Source organism: Lapillicoccus jejuensis (assembly GCF_006715055.1).
In the GTDB taxonomy this organism is placed as follows: domain Bacteria; phylum Actinomycetota; class Actinomycetes; order Actinomycetales; family Dermatophilaceae; genus Lapillicoccus; species Lapillicoccus jejuensis.
Genome location: NZ_VFMN01000001.1, coordinates 2370145 through 2388766 on the forward strand (window position 1 = coordinate 2370145; position 18622 = coordinate 2388766).

At 73.4% G+C, this 18622-nt stretch carries 10 protein-coding genes; 7 read left to right on the forward strand and 3 right to left on the reverse strand.

Features of this window, described 5'->3' with window-relative positions; all coding sequences use genetic code 11:
• Window positions 1-398 precede the first annotated feature (398 nt).
• The 7 genes from FB458_RS11270 to FB458_RS11300 all read left to right on the forward strand — a co-directional run bounded on the left by FB458_RS11270 (window position 399) and on the right by FB458_RS11300 (window position 14265).
• Window positions 399-6986: a DUF4082 domain-containing protein gene (locus tag FB458_RS11270; protein ID WP_141848570.1), complete on the forward strand. Its 6588-nt coding sequence runs from the start codon at window positions 399-401 to the stop codon at window positions 6984-6986.
• Window positions 6987-7070: 84 nt separating this feature from the next.
• Window positions 7071-8153, forward strand: a complete 1083-nt coding sequence (locus FB458_RS11275) for a Gfo/Idh/MocA family protein (RefSeq protein ID WP_141848571.1) — start codon at window positions 7071-7073, stop codon at window positions 8151-8153.
• Window positions 8150-9157 carry an NAD-dependent epimerase/dehydratase family protein gene (locus FB458_RS11280; RefSeq protein WP_141848572.1) on the forward strand — a complete coding sequence of 336 codons (1008 nt, stop codon included), beginning with the start codon at window positions 8150-8152 and terminating at the stop codon, window positions 9155-9157. Before FB458_RS11275 ends, FB458_RS11280 begins: the two co-directional genes overlap by 4 nt.
• A 53-nt stretch (window positions 9158-9210) precedes the next feature.
• Complete coding sequence (locus FB458_RS11285; protein ID WP_141850491.1) at window positions 9211-10344, forward strand: DegT/DnrJ/EryC1/StrS family aminotransferase; 1134 nt, start codon at window positions 9211-9213, stop codon at window positions 10342-10344.
• Window positions 10341-11621: a glycosyltransferase family 4 protein gene (locus tag FB458_RS11290; RefSeq protein WP_141848573.1), complete on the forward strand. Its 1281-nt coding sequence runs from the start codon at window positions 10341-10343 to the stop codon at window positions 11619-11621. The genes FB458_RS11285 and FB458_RS11290 overlap by 4 nt, the downstream gene beginning before the upstream one ends.
• The gene (locus FB458_RS11295) at window positions 11618-12748 is read left to right on the forward strand and encodes a DegT/DnrJ/EryC1/StrS family aminotransferase (protein ID WP_141848574.1); all 1131 of its coding nucleotides are present in this window, start codon (window positions 11618-11620) and stop codon (window positions 12746-12748) included. The genes FB458_RS11290 and FB458_RS11295 overlap by 4 nt, the downstream gene beginning before the upstream one ends.
• Window positions 12745-14265 carry an oligosaccharide flippase family protein gene (locus FB458_RS11300; RefSeq protein ID WP_141848575.1) on the forward strand — a complete coding sequence of 507 codons (1521 nt, stop codon included), beginning with the start codon at window positions 12745-12747 and terminating at the stop codon, window positions 14263-14265. Before FB458_RS11295 ends, FB458_RS11300 begins: the two co-directional genes overlap by 4 nt.
• 9 nt (window positions 14266-14274) lie before the next feature.
• On the opposite strand, the gene FB458_RS11305 is transcribed toward FB458_RS11300, so the two are convergent.
• The 3 genes from FB458_RS11305 to FB458_RS11315 are packed head-to-tail and all read right to left on the reverse strand — an operon-like array spanning window position 14275 to window position 18619.
• Entirely contained in the window at window positions 14275-15456 is a 1182-nt protein-coding gene (locus tag FB458_RS11305; RefSeq protein WP_141848576.1) for an acyltransferase family protein, read from the reverse strand.
• Entirely contained in the window at window positions 15453-16664 is a 1212-nt protein-coding gene (locus tag FB458_RS11310; protein WP_141848577.1) for a glycosyltransferase, read from the reverse strand. Before FB458_RS11310 ends, FB458_RS11305 begins: the two co-directional genes overlap by 4 nt.
• Window positions 16661-18619 (reverse strand): O-antigen ligase family protein, encoded by a 1959-nt coding sequence (locus tag FB458_RS11315; protein ID WP_141848578.1) that lies wholly within the window; start codon window positions 18617-18619, stop codon window positions 16661-16663. Before FB458_RS11315 ends, FB458_RS11310 begins: the two co-directional genes overlap by 4 nt.
• Window positions 18620-18622: the final 3 nt, after the last annotated feature.

The window sequence follows — 18622 nt, forward strand, 5'->3', positions numbered from 1 at the left end:
GCTGTTCGCGTCCAGGGTACGGAGCCACAGCCCCACCGCGCAGCGGTTTCACCGGACTCCCAGGACACCGTCTCCGACCCGCCGTCGCTGCACGGACGCCCTCGCGGCGCAACGCGACTGCCCGAATCGTGATGGCGTGACCGGAACGTCCGCGTCCGCGCTGGTCCGGCTCGCAGGACGAGCGACCCAGTTATCCGGATTCTCGGGCCGCACCCGAAGAGGGCGTCCTACGCTCGGCGCACCCGAGGGCGAAGACCGCCCCCGGGTCGAGCGCAGCGACCGGCCACCAGGGGACCCGGCCCGGCTGGGCTCGTGGGCGGGCGACCCCGGGTCGTCCGTGGTGGGTGCATGCGCCGGGACCTCGGGGTCCGGTGTGGTGTCGACGTGTGGGGAGCATCATGACGACTGGGACGAGCACGTCGGGGCTGCATCTCGGACGGGGCGGGCGCCGTGGTGCGCGCCGCTCGACCGGGCAGCGGCCGGCACAGCTCGCCGTGCTCGTGGTCCTGGCCCTGCTCGGTGCTCTCGTGGTCACCCAGCCGGCCCTGGCCGCCGGCGACCCCTGCGTCAGCGGCAACGCCGTCGCCTGCGAGAACAGCAAGCCGGGCAACCCGGCCAGCGAGTGGGACCTCGCCGTCGGGGACGGCGCCGGGGCGGACACGATCCAGGGCTTCGCCACGCAGATGAGCGTGACCCCGGGGTCGACGGTCCAGTTCAAGGTCAAGGCCGCCCAGGGCTACACCATCAAGGTCTACCGCCTCGGCTACTACAACGGGCTGGGCGCCCGACTGCAGGGGGCCGCCGTCACGGTGGCCACGCCGGCGGTCCAGCCCGGCTGCATCTCGGACCCGTCGACGCAGAACTACGACTGCGGCAACTGGTCGGTGTCGGCCTCCTGGGCGGTGCCGGCCGCCGCGGTCTCCGGGGTCTACGTCGCCCACCTCGTCCAGACCAACGGCGACGACAGCCACATCACCTTCGTGGTCCGCGACGACGCGAGCCGCTCGGACGTCGTCTTCAAGACCTCGGACGCCACCTGGCAGGCCTACAACTCCTACGGCGGCGCGAACTTCTACACCGCCCCCACCTCGCTGACGGGCACGCAGGCCCGCGCCTTCAAGATCAGCTACAACCGCCCCTTCGCCACCCGAGGTCTCGTCTCGGGACGCGACTTCCTGTTCAGCAACGAGTACCCGACGCTGCGCTTCCTCGAGCGCAACGGCGTCGACGTCAGCTACACCACCGACGTCGACGTCAGCGCCGGCACGACCGTCCTGACCAACCACCACGCGTTCATGTCGGTCGGGCACGACGAGTACTGGACGCTGCCCGAGCGCAACGCCGTGACGGCTGCTCGCGACGCCGGCGTCAACCTCATGTTCCTCTCCGGCAACGAGGTCTACTGGCACACGCGTCTCGAGCCGAGCATCGACGGCAGCGCCACGCCGAACCGCACCATCGTCTGCTACAAGGACTCCTGGGAGAGCAAGCCGATCGACCCGAGTGCCGAGGGGACGGCGACCTGGCGCGACCCGCGCTTCAAGACCGCTCCCAACGCGACCAACCCGGAGAACAACCTCACGGGCACGATGTACATGTCCAACAACACGGACCTGACCATCACCGTCTCCCAGGCCGAGGGGCGAGCGCGGTTCTGGCGCAACACCTCCGTCGCGAGCCTGGCGGCCGGCGGGACCGCGACCCTCGCGCCGCACACGGTCGGCTACGAGTCGGACGAGGACGTCGACAACGGCTCTCGGCCCGCGGGCCTGATGCGACTGTCGACGACGACGGGGCCGAGCCCGCAGAAGGTGCAGGACGCCGCGGGCGTCACCGTCGCGGCCGGGACCACGACGCACAGCCTCACCCTCTACCGCGCCGCCAGCGGCGCGCTCGTCTTCGGCGCCGGCACCATTCAGTGGGGCTGGGGTCTGGACCAGTACCACGACGGCGACAACAGCAACGCGGCCGACCCGCGGATGCAGCAGGCCACCCTCAACATGCTCGCCGACATGGGGGCCCTGCCGACGACCCTGATGAGCGGCCTGGTGCAGCCGACCGCCTCCACGGACACCACCGCCCCCGTCGTCACCGTGACCTCGCCCACGACGGGCGCGACGCTCGCCAACGGCAGCCAGGTCACTGTGACCGGCACCGCCTCGGACGCCGGCGGCGTCGTGACCACCGTCGAGGTCTCGCTCGACGGCGGGGCGTCGTACCACCGGGCGACCGGGACCACGTCGTGGAGCTGGACCGGCGTCCTCAGCGGGGCCGGTACGTCGTCGATCAAGGTCCGCGCCGCCGACGACAGCGCCAACCTCAGCACCCCGGTGTCGACCTCGATCACCGTCAACTGCCCCTGCTCGCTCTTCGGCCAGTCGGTCCCCGGCACCCCGTCGGTCGCCGACACCTCCGGGGTGGAGCTCGGGGTCAAGCTGGTCCCGCAGACGGACGGGTTCGTCTCGGCGATCCGCTTCTACAAGGGGAGTGCCAACACGGGCACCCACACGGGCACGTTGTGGTCCTCGACCGGGAGCCCACTCGCGTCGGGCACCTTCACCAACGAGACGGCCTCGGGCTGGCAGACCCTGACCTTCTCGCCGGCCGTCGCGGTGACCGGCGGGCAGACGTACGTCGCCTCGTACTTCGCCCCGAACGGTCGCTACGCCGCCGACAGCAACTTCTTCGCGGGCACGACCTGGACGGCGCCGCCGCTCACGGCGCCCGGTCGTCCGGCCGGGGTCGCCAACGGCGTCTACAACGGCGGCCACGGCTTCCCGTCCTCCTCCTACGGCGACACCAACTACTGGGTCGACGTGCTCTTCAGCCGCGACGACACGACGCCACCCACGGTGACGACCCGCAGCCCGCTGCCCGGCTCGACGAGCGTCGCCACCACGGCGAAGCCCTCGGCCACCTTCGCCGGCACGGTCACCCCGTCCTCGGTCACCATGACGCTGCGGGACGCCCAGGGCACCGCCGTCCCGGGCGCCACCGCGTTCTCGGCGACCAGCCGGACGGTGACCTTCACCCCGAGCAGCCCGCTGGCGCGCAGCGCGACGTACACCGCCTCGGTCCAGGCGAGCAGCGCCGCCGGCGTGCCGATGCCGACGCCCGACACCTGGTCCTTCACGGTCGCCGCCACCGATCCGCAGCCGGGCATCTGCCCGTGCAGCGTGTGGCCCGACACCGCCACCCCGGCGACGGCGAGCGCCAACGACACCGGCAGCGTCGAGCTGGGGCTGAGGTTCACCGCCGACGCCGACGGCAGCGTCAACGGCGTGCGCTTCTACAAGGGCCCGCTCAACCTCGGCACGCACACCGGGTCGCTGTGGACGAGCGCCGGCGCCCTCCTCGCGACGGTCACCTTCACCGGCGAGTCGAGCAGCGGGTGGCAGACCGCCTACTTCAGCGCACCCGTCGCCATCACCGGCGGGACGACGTACATCGTCTCCTACCGGGCCCCCTCGGGCGGGTACGCCGTCACCTCCAGCGGCCTGTCCGTCGGGGTCGACAACATGCCGCTGCACGCGCTGGCCAACGGCGCCACCTACACCTACGGGTCCGGCGCCCCCCTCACGGGCTCGAGCGCCAACTACTGGGTCGACGTCGTCTACACCCCGACCGACGCCGCGCCGACCGTCGCCTCCGTGTCACCCGGTGCGACCGCGACGAACGTGCCGATCGCCTCGCCCGTGAGCGCCACCCTCGCCGGGCTCGTGCAGGCGGGCAGCGCGCAGCTGTCGGTCACCGGCCCCGACGGCTCCGCGGTCCCCGGCGCCACGACGTGGAACGCGTCGACGAGGACCGTCACCTTCACCCCGAGCGCGAGCCTGGCGGCTGGCGCGACCTACACCGCGACCGCGAGCGGCGCGACGGCGCTGTCGGGCTACGCCATGACGCCGTACACCTGGTCGTTCACCACCGCGGGCTCCGCCGCGTGCCCCTGCACGCTCTTCGCCAGCAGCGCCGTGCCGGGCACGGTGGACGCGGGCGACGCGTCGGCCATCGAGGTCGGCACCTCGTTCCTGTCCTCCGTCGACGGCAAGGTCACCGGTGTCCGCTTCTACAAGTCCGCGGCCAACACCGGCACCCACACGGGCACGCTGTGGAGCGCGTCGGGCTCGGTGCTCGCCACCGGGACGTTCACGGGTGAGTCGGCGACGGGCTGGCAGACCCTGACCTTCGCGCAGCCGGTCGCGGTGACCGCCGGGACGACGTACGTCGTCTCGTACTACGCACCGAACGGCCACTACTCCGCCACGCCCCAGTTCTTCTCGACCGCCTGGACGAACGGCCCGCTGACCGCGGCCGCCGGTAACGGCCGCTACCGGTACGGCGCGGGGGGCGTCGTCCCGGTGGACAGCTACGGCAGCACCAACTACTGGGTCGACCCGATCTTCTCGACCGGGCCGGTGCCGGACACCACGCCGCCGTCGGTCGTCTCGACCTCGCCCTTCGCCGGGTCGACGAGCCAGCCGGTCACCGGGGTCGTCGTCGCCGGCTTCAGCGAGGACCTCGCCCCGGCCACGGTCACGATGACCCTCAAGGACGCCACGGGTGCCACGGTGCCCGGCGCGGTCGGCTACGACGCCGCGACCGACCGGGTGACGTACACGACCACGGCGCCGCTCGGCCGGGGTGCGACCTACACCGCGTCGGCCCGGGCTTCCGACGTCACGGGCAACGCGATGACCGCCGCGACGACCTGGTCCTTCACGACGGCGCAGCCGGACCCGACCCCCGGTGCCTGCCCGTGCAGCGTGTGGACGGACGCGACCACGCCCGCCGTCATCACCCAGAACGACCCCAAGGCCGTCGAGCTCGGCACCGCGTTCACGACCGACGCGGCCGGGTCCGTCACGGGGGTGCGGTTCTACAAGGGTCCGCAGAACGTCGGCACGCACACCGTGTCGCTCTGGACCACCGACGGGACCCGCGTCGCCACGGCGACCGTCGCCTCCGAGTCGTCCGCCGGCTGGCAGACGGGCAGCTTCGCCTCGCCCGTGGCGGTGACCGCGGGGACGACGTACGTGGTGTCGTACCTCGCGCCGACCGGCTACTACTCGACGACCGTCGACGCCCTGACCAGGTCGGTGGACGCGCCTCCGCTGCACACCGTCGCGAACGGGGGTCGCTACCTCTACGGCGGCGGCTACCCCGCGACCGTCTCGTCCGCGGCCTACTGGGTCGACCCGGTGCTCGTCACCGGGCCTGCGGTCGACACCACGCCGCCGACGGTCACCGCCGTCACGGCCACGCCCTCGGCGACGGGGGCGACCGTCACCTGGACCACGAACGAGCCCGCCAGCACGACGGTGTCGTACGGCACCACCCCGTCGCTCGGGTCGACCGCGACCGCGTCCGACGGGACGAGCCACTCGGTGGCGCTGAGCGGTCTCACCGGTGGGTCGACCTACTACTACCGGGTCACCTCCGCCGACGTCAGCGGCAACACGACGACGTCACCGGCGACGAGCTCGGCGCCGGCCAGCTTCCAGACGGTCGACGTGACCGCGCCGGTCGTCTCCGCGGTCGCGGTCGCGGTGTCCGGGACGACGGCCACCGTCACCTGGACCACCGACGAGGCCTCGACGTCCACCGTGTCCTACGGCACGGGAGCCACGCTCGGCTCGACGGCCGGCGGTGCGGCCGGGACGGCGCACTCCGTCACCCTGAGCGGGCTCACCGAGGGCACGACCTACTCCTACCGCGTCGGCTCGGTCGACGCGGCAGGCAACGTCGCCTCCTCGCCCCCGGCACCCGCGGCGCCGGCCACCTTCACGGTGCCGGACCGCACGCCGCCGGTCGTGAGCGCCGTGGCCGCGTCGGGCTCCGGTACGAGCGCCACGGTGACCTGGTCGACGAACGAGAGCTCGACCAGCGTCGTCACCTACGGCACGTCGGCGACGGCGCTGTCGGCCACCGCGACGGGCGCCGTGGGGACCTCCCACTCGGTTCCGCTGACCGGCCTCGCCCCGAACACGCGCTACTACTACCGCGTCACCTCCGCGGACGCCTCGGGCAACACCACGACGGCACCGGACGCGACGGTGGCGGCGGCGACCTACGTGCCCAGCGTCGCGCCGGTCGTGCAGACGACGGTCGCCGACTTCGCCGGCGGCACGCTGACGGGCAGCTACGTCTCGCAGAACGGCGACGGCGAGGTGGGGCAGGCCCCGAGCACCGCGGTGGAGTTCGACGGAACGACGCTGCCGTCGACCTTCACGTCGAGCGCCCTCGCCCCGGGGTCGAGCACGACCCTGGCGGGAGGCCGCGCCACGCTGTCCGGGACGCAGGTCGCCAGCGTCGGCACAGCAGGCGCACCGAAGTCGATGGAGGTCGCCGTCACCTCCCGGCTGACCTCCAGCATGCGGGTCGGCTTCGGGACGACCACGGGCAACGTGTTCGCCGGCTTCGGGGTCAGCTCGTCCGGTCAGCTCGTGGCCATCGCCAACGACGGTGTCTTCTTCGCCTCCACGACCGCGCTCACCACGGTGAACCCCGCTGTGCCGCACCGGTACCGGGTCGACTGGACGTCGTCGACCAACGTCAGCTTCGTCGTCGACGGCGCCACCGTGCTGTCCAACGTGGCCTTCTGGCCGGGCCGCACCCTCAACGCCGTGCTGCGCGACGCGACCGTCGACACGACGCCGCTCGTCGTCGACTGGCTGCGCGCCTCGCCCTTCGACCCCTCGAGCACGTACGTCTCGAAGGTCGTCGACGCCGGCGCCGCGGTCGGCTGGGACACGCTCTCCTTCAGCGGCAGCGTGCCGGCAGGGACCACGTGCACCATCCAGGTGCGGTCCGGCAGCACGTCCACTCCCGGCGCGGGGTGGACGGCGTGGGCGACCGTGCCGTCCTCCGGCGCCGCGATCACCAGGACGGCGCGCTACCTGCAGTACCAGGTGCTCATGACGTCCTCGGGCAACCGGTTCGCCACCTCTACCACCGATTCGGTCACGCTGGCGTTCCACGTCCTGTAAACAGGAAGCATCACATCGCCGACTGGGGAGTCGGCGGTCCGTCGAGGGGTCGTGGGCGACCCCTGTCCATGGGGGAGCATTCGCATGTCCTTGCGTGTCGCCGTCGTCGGGGCCGGGTACTGGGGGCCCAACCTCGTCCGCAACTTCCGGGGCAGCCCGGACTGGGAGCTCGTCGCCGTGTGCGACCTCGACGAGGCCCGGGCCAGGAAGGTCGTCGGGGACCTGCCCGTCGACGTGGAGACGTCGCTCGACGCGCTGCTCGCGCGCGACGACGTCGACGCGGTCGCCATCGCCACCCCGGCCCGGACGCACAGCCGGATCGCGCTGGCGGCGCTGGCCGCCGGCAAGCACGTCCTCGTCGAGAAGCCGCTCGCGTCCTCGCGCGCCGAGGCCGAGCTGATGGTCAGCGAGGCGAGGGCCCGAGGCCTGGTCCTCATGTGCGACCACACGTACTGCTACACGCCGGTGGTGCGCAAGATCCGCGAGATCGTCCGGTCGGGCGAGCTGGGCGACCTGCTCTTCGTCGACTCGGTCCGGATCAACCTCGGCCTCGTCCAGCCCGACGTCGACGTCCTGTGGGACCTCGCCCCGCACGACCTGTCGATCCTCGACGCGGTCCTGCCCGGCGGTCTGGCCCCCGAGTCCGTCGCCGCCCACGGGGCCGACCCGATCGGGGCCGGCCGGGCCTGCGTCGGGTACCTGACGATGCCGTTGCCCGGTGGTGCCATCGCCCACGTGCACGTCAACTGGCTCAGCCCCACCAAGATCCGCCAGATGGTCATCGGTGGCAGCCGTCGCACGCTGGTCTGGGACGACCTCAACCCGCAGCAGCGCCTCAGCGTCTACGACCGCGGCGTCGACCTCGACCTCACGTCGGCCTCCGACGACCTGGCCGAGCGCCGGTCCGCGGCCATCTCCTACCGGCTCGGCGACATGTACGCCCCCAGCCTGCCCGAGGGCGAGGCGCTGGCCGCGATGGTCGCCGAGTTCGCGCGGGCCGTCACCCAGGGCGACGCGCCGCTGACCGACGGCGGCGCCGGCCTGCGGGTCCTCGAGGTCCTCGAGGCCGCCTCCACCAGCCTCACGGTCGGCGGGGCGCTCGTGCCCGTCCACAGCAACGACAGCCTCGACCTCGTCGAGCTCGCCGACGAGGAGGCCCTGGTATGAGCGAGATCCAGGGGGCTCGGGTCCTCGTCACCGGCGGCGCGGGGACGATCGGCTCGACCATCGTCGACCAGCTGGTCGGGGCCGGCGCGGCCCAGGTCACGGTCCTGGACAACCTCGTGCGCGGCCGGGTCGAGAACCTCGAGGACGTCGCCGCGTCAGGGCGCGTGCGCCTCGTCGAGGGCGACCTCAAGGACCGCGACCTCGTCCACGACCTCACCCGCGAGAGCGACCTCGTCTTCCACCAGGCCGCCATCCGGATCACCCAGTGCGCCGAGGAGCCGCGCCTGGCGCTCGAGGTCCTCGTCGACGGCACCTTCACCGTGCTCGAGGCGGCGGCGCAGCACAAGGTGGACAAGCTCGTCCTCGCCTCCTCCGCCTCGGTCTACGGGCTGGCGGAGGAGTTCCCGACGGGGGAGCGGCACCACCACCACAACAACGACACGTTCTACGGTGCGGCCAAGTCGTTCAACGAGGGCATGGCCCGCAGCTTCCGGGCCATGTCGGGTCTCGACTACGTCGCCCTGCGCTACTTCAACGTCTACGGCCCGCGGATGGACGTGCACGGCCTCTACACCGAGGTGCTCGTGCGGTGGATGGAGCGCATCGCCGACGGGCAGCCGCCGCTGATCTTCGGCGACGGCGCGCAGACCATGGACTTCGTCTACACGGTCGACATCGCCCGGGCCAACCTGCTCGCGATGCGTTCCGACGTCCGCGAGGGTGTCTACAACATCGCGAGCGGCGAGGAGACCTCGCTGCTCGGTCTGGCGCAGGCGCTGCTGCGCGCCATGGGCTCCGACCTCGGTGTCGAGCACGGCCCCGAGCGGGCGGTCAACGGCGTGACCCGGCGGCTCGCCGACGTCGAGGCCGCCCGCCGCGACCTCGGCTGGGAGGCCACGACCGGCCTCGAGCAGGGGCTGCGCGAGCTCGTCGAGTGGTGGGCGCCGCAGCGCGAGGCCGTCGCGGCGGGACGCGCGCTCGCCGGCCACGGGGCGCGGTCGTGACGCTGGCCCCGCAGCGCCCCGTGACCGACCCGGCGCCCTCGCGCATCAACGTCATGCAGCCGTGGTTCGGGCCCGAGGAGGTCGCCGCGGTGACCGAGGTGCTCCAGTCGGGCTGGGTCGCGCAGGGCCCGAAGGTCGCGGCGTTCGAGACGGCCTTCGCGACGCGGATGGCGGCCGAGCACGCCGTCGCCGTCTCCAGCTGCACCACGGCGCTGCACCTGGCGCTGCTGGTCGCCGGGGTCGGGCCGGGCGACGACGTGGTCGTCCCGTCCTTCTCGTTCATCGCGACCGCCAACGCGGCGACGTACGTCGGCGCGCGGCCGGTCTTCGCCGACGTCGACCCGGTCACCGGCAACGTCACCGCGGCGACCGTCGAGGCCGCCCTCACGCCGTCGACCCGCGCGGTCGTCGTCGTCGACCAGGGCGGCGTGCCGGTGGACCTCGACGCGGTCCGCGCGCTGTGCGACCCGCGCGGGGTCACGGTGGTCGAGGACGCGGCGTGCGGAGCCGGGTCGACGTACCGCGGCCGTCCCGTGGGCGCCGGCGCCGAGGTGACCGCCTGGTCCTTCCACCCCCGCAAGATCGTCACGACCGGCGAGGGCGGGATGGTGACGACGAGCCGCCGCGACTGGGCCGACCGGGCGAGGCTGCTGCGCGAGCACGCCATGGACGTCAGTGCCGCCGACCGGCACCGCAGCGTCCTCGCCCCGGCGGAGCGCTACGTCGAGGTCGGCTTCAACTTCCGGATGACCGACCTGCAGGCCGCCGTCGGTCTCGTGCAGCTCGGTCGCCTTGACGCCGTCGTCGCCCGCCGCCGCGAGATCGCGGACCGCTACCGCGACGCCTTCACCGGCGTCGACGGGCTGCGCTGCGTGCAGGACCCCGAGTGGGGGACCGGCAACGCGCAGTCGTTCTGGGTCGAGGTCGGCCCCCCTCACCCCCTCGACCGCGACGGGCTGCTGGTGCGGCTCGCCGAGGCCGGGGTCTCCGCCCGCCGCGGCATCATGTCCGCCCACCGTCAGCCGGCCTACGCCGGTCTCGACCACGCGCCGCTGCCGGTGACCGAACGGCTCACCGACACCACGCTGATCCTCCCGCTCTTCCACCAGCTGAGCGACGCGGACCTCCACCGCGTCATCGACGTGGTCCGCTCCGGCGCGGCCACGGGATCCGGAGCGTCACGATGAAGGTCCTCGTCCACCCCCATGACCTCGAGCTCGGTGGCAGCCAGCTCAACGCGATCGAGATCGCGGCCGGTGTCCGCGACCTCGGTCACGAGGTCGTCGTCCGAGCCCGGCCCGGCGTCCTGGCCGACCGGGTCCACGAGCTGGGCCTCGAGCTGATCGAGGCACCGCCCATCGGGATCCGCCCGCACCCGGGTGAGGTCTCGGCCCTGCGCCGACTGACGCGCGAGCGCGGCTTCGACGTGCTGCACGGCTACGAGTGGCCGCCGAGCATCGACCTGTGGCTCGCGTCCGCGGGCACCTCGGCGACGGTCATGTCGACGGTCATGTCGATGAGCGTCGCCCCGTTCATCCCGCGGCACCTGCCGCTCGTCGTCGGCACCGAGGAGATCGCCGCCCGCGAGCGCGCCTCCGGCCGCACGACGGTGCGGGTCGTCGAACCCCCTGTCGACCTCTCGGTCAACCACCGCGGCGCGGGTGGCGACACCGACCTCTTCCGCCGCCGGGTCGGGGCGGACGCCCACTCCCTGCTCGTCGTCGTCGTGTGCCGGCTGGCCCACGAGCTGAAGCTCGAGGGGTTGCTGGCCGCGGTCGACGTCGTCCCGACGCTCGGTCGCGACGTCCAGCTGCTGGTGGTCGGCGACGGCCCCGCGCGCGCGCAGCTGGAGAGCGCCGCCGCCGCTGCCAACGCGCGCTGCGGCCGTCGGGCGGTGCTGCTGGCCGGTGAGCTGATGGACCCGCGCCCGGCGTACGACGCCGCCGACATCGTGCTCGGCATGGGCGGCTCGGCGCTGCGCGCGCTGGGCTTCGGCAAGCCGCTCGTCGTGCAGGGCGAGAAGGGCTTCTGGCGGCTGCTCGAGGCCGACTCGATCGACACCTTCCTGTGGACCGGGTGGTACGGGCTCGGCGACGGCCGGGACGGCCGCCCCACGCTCCGCGCCGCTCTCGAGCGCCTCGTGTCCGACAGGGAGCTGCGTGAGCGTCTCGGCCGCCTGGGTCACTACGTCTGCCGTGAGCGCTTCTCGCTGACCAGCGCGGCCCAGCGCCAGGTCGAGCTGTACCAGGAGGCCCTGGACAGCCGCCCCGCGACGTTCGCGACGAGCGCCCGCGAGGCGACCCGTATCGGCTCCCAGTACGTGCACCACGCGATGCTGCGCAAGTGGCGCCGGGCGACCGGCGGCCCGCGCGACGACTTCAACGTGCCGCAGCCCGCCTTCCCGCGCGAGCCCGTCGCGCCGCGCCTCCCCGTCCCCGACCGCGAGAAAGCGGGAGCACGATGACCCAGGACCGCATCCCCCTCGTCGACCTGCGCGCCCAGGTCGCGGAGCTGGGGGAGGAGCTCGAGACCGACCTGCTGCAGGTGCTGCGCAGCGCCGGCTTCGTCGGGGGCCCGCACGTCGCCGCCTTCGAGGAGGAGTACGCCGCCTTCACCGGCGCCCGCTTCTGCGTCGGCGTCGCCAACGGCACCGACGCGGTCGAGCTGGCCCTGCGCGGCGCGGGCGTCGGCCCCGGCGACGAGGTCGTCGTCCCGGCCAACACCTTCATCGCCACGGCGGAGGCGGTCGCGCGCATCGGCGCCCGCACCGTGCTCGTGGACGTGCGTCCCGACACGCTGCTCGTCGACCCGGCCGAGCTGGAGGCGGCCCTGACGGACCGCACCCGCGCCATCGTCCCGGTCCACCTCTTCGGGCAGCTGGCCGACCTCGACGAGATGCGCGAGGTCGCCGACGCCCACGGGCTGGCCGTCGTCGAGGACGCCGCCCAGTCGCAGGGAGCCTCCCGCGGTGGCCGTGGGTCGGGGTCGCTGGGCCACGTCGGGGCGACGAGCTTCTACCCGGGCAAGAACCTCGGGGCGGCGGGCGACGCGGGGGCCGTCACGACCGACGACCCCGAGATCGCCCGTGTCGTGCGGCTGATGTCGAACCACGGCAGCCCGTCCAAGTACGTCCACGACGTCGTCGGGATGAACTCCCGGCTCGACGCGCTGCAGGCCGTCGTCCTGCGTCACAAGCTGCGCCGGCTGGCGGCCTGGAACGCCCGCCGGCGAGCCATCGCCGACCGTTACGGCGCGCTGCTGGCCGACCTGGCCCTCGAGCTCCCGCGGGCGGCCGAGCGCGAGGCGCACGTCTGGCACCTGTACGTCGTGCAGGTCGACCGCCGCGACGAGGTGCTGCGTCACCTGCAGGACGCGGGCGTCGACGCCGGTATCCACTACCCGGTGCCGGTCCACCTCACGGAGGCCTTCCGCCACCTGGGTCACAAGCCCGGCGACTTCCCCGTCGCGGAGGCGGCCGCCGAGCGCATCCTGTCGCTGCCGATGTACCCGCACCTCAGCGAGCAGCAGCAGGACCGTGTCGTGGAGGTCCTCGCCACGGCCCCCGGGCTGACCGGCGCCGACCGAGGATGACCCAGGTCGAGCCGGTTCCCGCGACGGCCGTCGCCGCCGCGGACCCGGCCGAGGGGGCGCCCCACCTCGGTCGGGCCATGGGCACCGGCCTGGCCTGGAGCCTGCTCAACAACGTCGTCGGACGGCTGGGCAGCTTCCTGGCGGGCATCGTCGTCGTGCGGCACCTGGCGCAGGCCGAGTACGGCACCTACGCCACCGGCCTGGTCGTGCTGACCATCCTGCTCAGCATGAACGAGCTGGGGGTCAGCGTCGCCGTCATCCAGCACCGGGGCCGGGTCGAGGACATCGCCCCCACCGTCATGACGATCTCGGTCGTGTCCAGCACGGTGCTGGCGGCGATCGCGTTCGGGCTCACGCCGACGCTCGCGGGGTTGATGGGTGCCCCCGAGGCGACCGGCCTGATCCAGCTCCTGCTCGTCGGCGTCGTGCTCGACGGGATCGCGGCGGTTCCCAACGCCCTCCTGACCCGACTGTTCCAACAGCGTCGACGCCTCGTCATCGACACCGTCGCGTTCGTCGTGGGCACACCGATCACCGTGGTCATGGCGATGACCGGGCACGGTGCGTGGAGCCTGGGCTGGGGGGCGGTGGTCGGCAACCTCACCACGGCCGTCCTGGCCCTGGTCTGGTCGCCGGTGCGGGTGCGGCCAGGCTGGCGCCCCGACGTCGTCCGGGGGCTGCTCGGGTTCGGTCTGCCGCTCGCCGGGGCCTCGCTGCTCGCGCTCCTCATCCTCAACGTCGACTTCATCGTCGTCGGGCACGTCCTCGGGCCGGTGCAGCTGGGTCTCTACCTGCTCGCGTTCAACCTGTGCTCGTGGCCCATCACCGTGGTGACGTCGGCGATCCGACGCGTGGCCATCGCGCTCTTCGCGAGGCTCGCCGAGCACGCCCCGGACGGCGGCCGCGCCGACGTGGGGCGGGTGCTCGGGCTCGTGCTCGCGGTGACCGTGCCGCTGTGCGCGGCCCTCGGCGGGTACGCCGACGTCCTCATCCGACTGCTGTACGGCGAGCCGTGGGTCGCCGCCGCCGCAGCGCTCACACCGCTGGCGGTCCTCAGCCTGGCCCGCGTCGGGGTCGAGGTGACCTATGACTTCCTCGCCGGCAGCGGACGCACCGCGTCCACGGTCTGGCTCCACGGGGTCTGGCTCGTCGCGCTCGTCCCCGCCCTGACCGTGGGCGCCCACGTGGGCGGCATCCGCGGGGTCGGGATCGGTCACGCGGTCGTCGCCGTCCTCGTGGTCGGCGCCACCCTCGCCGTCGTGCTGCACCGCGCCGGCGTGCCGGTGCGGGCGACAGGTCGCCAGCTGCGCCCCGCCGTGGTCGGCGGGCTGCTGCTCTGCGCTCTCGCGGTGACGACAAGGCAGCTGCTCGGAGACACCCTGGCGGCTCTCGGCGTCGGGGTGCTCGTCGGGGCCCCGCTCTACCTCGCCTGCCTCTGGCCGCTGCGACGCGCGGCTCGCGAGCTGTGGGAGCTCCGGGCGGCGCCGGTCGACGGGGCGGGCCCGGCCCCCGCCTGACCGACGCGGTCAGGGCCGGGTGGTCCGCCGGGAGAGCAGCGCCTGCCAGTCGCGGAAGGACCGGTGGGTGAGGAACGGTTTCTCGAAGGCCAGGGAGAACACCCACGAGCCCACCAGGGCGACGGGGACCCCGAGGCCGGTCAGCAGCAGGAAGTGCGCCATCGGGGACACCCGCAGCGATGCGAGCCAGAGATGCCACACCAGCCACAGGATCGGCAGGTGCACGCAGTACACGCTGTAGGAGAAGAGACCCACGGAGCGCAGCGGTCGCGACCCGAGGACCGCGCACAGCCGCGGGAGACCTCCGCACGCGAGGGCGGCCAGGGCGACGGCCGTCACGGCGCCCGCCGCGAGGTCGACCCAGAAGTACTGTTCGTCGACGCGGGCCGAACCCAGGACGCCGATCCCCACGACGAGGGCACCGGCCCCGACCACGGCCACCCGCGACAGCCCGCGGCGCCGGGCGGGGGTCACGCGAGACTGCAGCACGGTGGCGGCCGCCACGCCGAAGGCGAAGAGCAGCGCGAACTGCGGCGTGAGGTTGAGCAGACGGTGCAACGGCTCGACCGTGGTCGCGCCGAGGTAGGCGCCGACCACCACGACGGTGGCCAGCGACACCAGTCCCCGGGTGCCGAAGCGGCGGCGCACCCAGAGCATGAGCGGGAAGAGGAAGTAGATCTGCCACTCGACGGCGATCGACCAGAAGGCGCCGTTGGGTTTGGGGCTGTTGACGACGTCCTGCAGGAGCAGGCCGTGCACGACGACGGCCTTGAGGCTCACCTTGTCGCCGGTGAGGTCGGCGGTGACGACGCCGAAGACGAGACAGGAGAACGCGAGAGCGGCCCAGTAGGTCGGCAGGATGCGCCAGGCCCGTCGCCGCACGAACGTCCTCACGCCACCGCGCAACCGCCACCCGGACCGGGCCGGCGCGATGGCGAGCGAGAACCCGGAGACGACGATGAACACGCTGACCGACAGGTGACCGTAGAGGAGCCACCCGACCCACACCGGTCCGTCGTTGACGGGGTAGGCCGGCCAGATGGTGATCCAGATGTGGTGCAGCAGGACGTAGAGCGCCGCCAGCGCCCGCACCCCGTCCAGGTGCTCGAGGCGGGCCCGGCCCGGGGTGGGTGCTGCGGGGTCCGCCGCGGGGTCCGTCAGGCTCGTGGGTGTCGCATCGGTCCGGCTCATCCGGCACCTCCCGGTCCGTGGCTGTCGACTCGGTCGTCCGTGCCGATGAGACGGGCGAGGTCCCCGGCTCGGGCCGACCAGTCGTGCTGGGCGGCGTACGCCCTGGCCCGGTCGGCGAACCCGGGTCCCGGCCCCTGCTCGAGCAGGCGGCGGACGTGGGCGGCGAAGTCGGCCGGGTCGTGCGCGATGGTCACCAGCGGCGTCCCCAGGGCACGGGCCGAGGGTAGGTCCGTCGTCACGGCCGGTCGCCCGGCCGCGAGGTACTCCAGCGTCTTGAGCGGGAAGCTCGCCCGGTTGAATCGCGAGTCGGCGTAGGGCGTGAGGCCCACGGTGGCGAGGCCGAGGTACGACGGCAGCTCCTCGAACGGGCGGGGGCCGACCCACTGCACGTTAGGACGGGCGAGCAGCGCATCGAGGCGGGTCAGCTCGAAGGTCGCCTGTCGCGGGCCGACCAGCAGGAGCGAGTGACCCGTGTCGGCGACGGCCACGAGGTGGTCGAGGTCGATCCGGTCCGAGAGGTGCCCGATGAACACGGCGACCGGTCCGGGGAGGCGGACGTCGGTCGGCCGAGGTGTCTCGTCGACGTCGGCGTAGTGCGCGGTGTCGCACCCGTTCGGCACGACCTCGACCTCGACGCCCCGCGCCCGCCACCGCTGGGCGAGCTCGTCGGACACCGCGGTGACGACGTCCGCCTTGCGCAGCTGGTCCGCCTCGCGGCGAGCCAGCCAGCGCGGGGAGAGGCCCATGAGGGCCCCGGCGGCGGCGAAGTCGTCCGTGCCCCACAGGACGCGGGTTCGCTCACCACAGGCTCCGAAGAGGTCGTCGAGGGATCCCACCACGACCGCCTCGACGTCCCCGCCCAGGGCGGTGGTGGCCCGGCGCATGGCGCGGCGGCTCGCGAGCAGGGCCAGGCGTCGGACGCCCGGGCGGCTCACCCCGGGTGGGGCCAACGGCGTGAGCCGCGCCAACCCGTCGCGCACGAGCGACAGCCCCTGCCAGTTGTCGGGACGCGTGATCTCGGGCCGCCGGTAGGGCGTGAGGAGGGACATGGGCGGATCGACGAACAGCACCGGACCGTCGGCGCTGAGCTGCTCGGCGAGGTGTCGGTCGGACAGCCGGGCGCCGTCCCAGGAGGTGCCGGAGCAGATCACCACCGTCCGTCGCCACCGGCGCGGGTCGGCCCAGGCGGGCCGAGGACCGGTGCTCACGGCACCAGGGCGGGCACCGCCGCCGGGCTCGGGTCGCGCGGAGGCGCGGCTGCTGCGGAGGGCGTGGGTGGCCCGTCCCCGGAACGCCGGCGGCGCAGCAGGTGCGTGGCGCACGTGGTGAGCACGATGCCGACGACCGCCCCGGCACCGATGCTGCGCGAGGGGCGCCCTCGCACCGGGAAGGCCGGGTTGGTCGAGATGCCTTGCAGTGACAGGGCGCTCGGCCCCGTGGCCCCCACCTCGCGCTGCAGCGCGTCGAGCTGGGTCTGCATCGACGCCAGGACGAGCTGCAGGCCGTCCTCCGCCTGCGGGGCGCTCGACCCCGTGCTGAGGACGGTGATGACCGAGCCGCCGGTGCCGGTCCGGTCGGTCCCCATCATCAGGCTGCCGTCCCCGACGGCGATCTCGAAGTCGCCGACGCCCCGACGGGACAGGCTGTCCCGGTTCTCGGGGGACTCGACGACCCGCAGCAGCACGCTGACCGCGGTGGACGCCCGTCCGGCCCCCGTCACCTTCAGGGTGTCGGGTTGGCTCGGGGGCACGACGATGGCGGTGCCGAGCGCGTGGTACTCGGGACGGGCCAGGTGCGCGGTGACCCCGGCGACCGCGGCCGTGCCGAGCCCGAGGGCGCACACCGCCGCGACGGCCCGCCGTGACAGGGGCCGCTCGGGGACCGTGCGCGCCGCGGACAGGGAGTGCAGCGACCCGACGGCGCCGATGAGCAGGAAGAGCACGCCCACCGCCATCGAGAAGCCGAACAGGTCGAAGGTCGCGGCGTTCACGGCCAGCACGGCCACGCCGGCCAGCAGCGTCTGGGCCAGGTCACGGTCCTGCCCCACCCGCGACCGGCGGCGGATCCGCGCCGCGACGACGAGGACACCCACGAGCAGGACGACGCAGCAGAGCAGGCCGACAACCCCCGTCTCGACCAGCAGACCCAGGTAGGCGTTGTCGAGCGTGCGGTAGAGGCTCGGGATGAAGGTGCCGATGCCGCGGCCGAACAGGGGGCTCTGCTCGAGGTAGGCCAGCACCGGGCCGTAGTCGTCGGTGCGACCCCCCGTGCTCGGGTCGCTCCCGGCGTTGAGGAACAGGCTCTTGAAGGTGCCCAGCAGCCCCGGCACGGCGACGGAGCAGGCAGCCGCTCCGACCACCGTGGCGAGCAGGACCCGCCGTCGCAGCGAGGCGGGCCAGGTGAAGAAGAGCAGGGCCAGGGCGATGGCCGCCCCGAGGATGCCGCTGCGCGCGATCGAGAGCGGGATGGCGCCGGCCATGAGCACCGCGGCGGTCCACGACAGGCGCCGCACGCGCAGGTCCTCGGCGAAGCGTCCGTAGTGGACGGCGAGTGGCGCGAGGGCGGCGAGGACCACCCCGAACTCGATGGGGTGCGCCGTGGTGCCGGTCACCCGTCGGAAGCTCGACCGCGCGATGAGCTCGCCGATGGCGCCGTTCGGGGTGAGACCCGGGATGCGGACGAGGTGGGCGACGTCGAGGCCGAAGAAGAACTGCAGCAGGCCGAGGAGGGCGACGAGGCCGCCCCCGACGGCCAGGGTCTGCAGGACCGCGTCGAGACGCCGGCGCGTCGTCGTCCCGTCGACCATGACGAGGACGGCCCCGCACCACCCGACGAGGGACAGCAGCGCGCGGTCGGCCGAGCTGACCTCCTCGGCGGTCGAGACCGGACGATCCATGCCCGCGACGTAGGAGACGAGGACGGCGAGGGCGAAGGCCAGCAGCAGCCACTTGACCGGGTTGCTCGGCGACGACGGTCGGGGGGCGACCGCGGCGCTGGCGACCCACCAGACCATCATCGCGATGGCCACGAGGCCGGCGGGCGTCCCGGCGGCACCCAGCGGGCCGACGACCAGCTCGGACGGGATGCTGACCAGGACGACGACGTACGCGATGAGGACGGGTTGGTCGTAGCTCCGGAGCCGGGCTGCGCGAGGGGCGCTCACGGC

Excerpts from the sequence above, each read along its gene's own strand:
- FB458_RS11275 (WP_141848571.1), top strand. The coding sequence starts at position 7,071 with ATGTCCTTGCGTGTCGCCGTCGTCGGGGCCGGGTACTGGGGGCCCAAC.
- FB458_RS11305 (WP_141848576.1), bottom strand. The coding sequence starts at position 15,456 with ATGAGCCGGACCGATGCGACACCCACGAGCCTGACGGACCCCGCGGCG.
- FB458_RS11295 (WP_141848574.1), top strand. The coding sequence starts at position 11,618 with ATGACCCAGGACCGCATCCCCCTCGTCGACCTGCGCGCCCAGGTCGCG.
- FB458_RS11285 (WP_141850491.1), top strand. The coding sequence starts at position 9,211 with ATGCAGCCGTGGTTCGGGCCCGAGGAGGTCGCCGCGGTGACCGAGGTG.
- FB458_RS11270 (WP_141848570.1), top strand. The coding sequence starts at position 399 with ATGACGACTGGGACGAGCACGTCGGGGCTGCATCTCGGACGGGGCGGG.
- FB458_RS11280 (WP_141848572.1), top strand. The coding sequence starts at position 8,150 with ATGAGCGAGATCCAGGGGGCTCGGGTCCTCGTCACCGGCGGCGCGGGG.
- FB458_RS11290 (WP_141848573.1), top strand. The coding sequence starts at position 10,341 with ATGAAGGTCCTCGTCCACCCCCATGACCTCGAGCTCGGTGGCAGCCAG.
- FB458_RS11300 (WP_141848575.1), top strand. The coding sequence starts at position 12,745 with ATGACCCAGGTCGAGCCGGTTCCCGCGACGGCCGTCGCCGCCGCGGAC.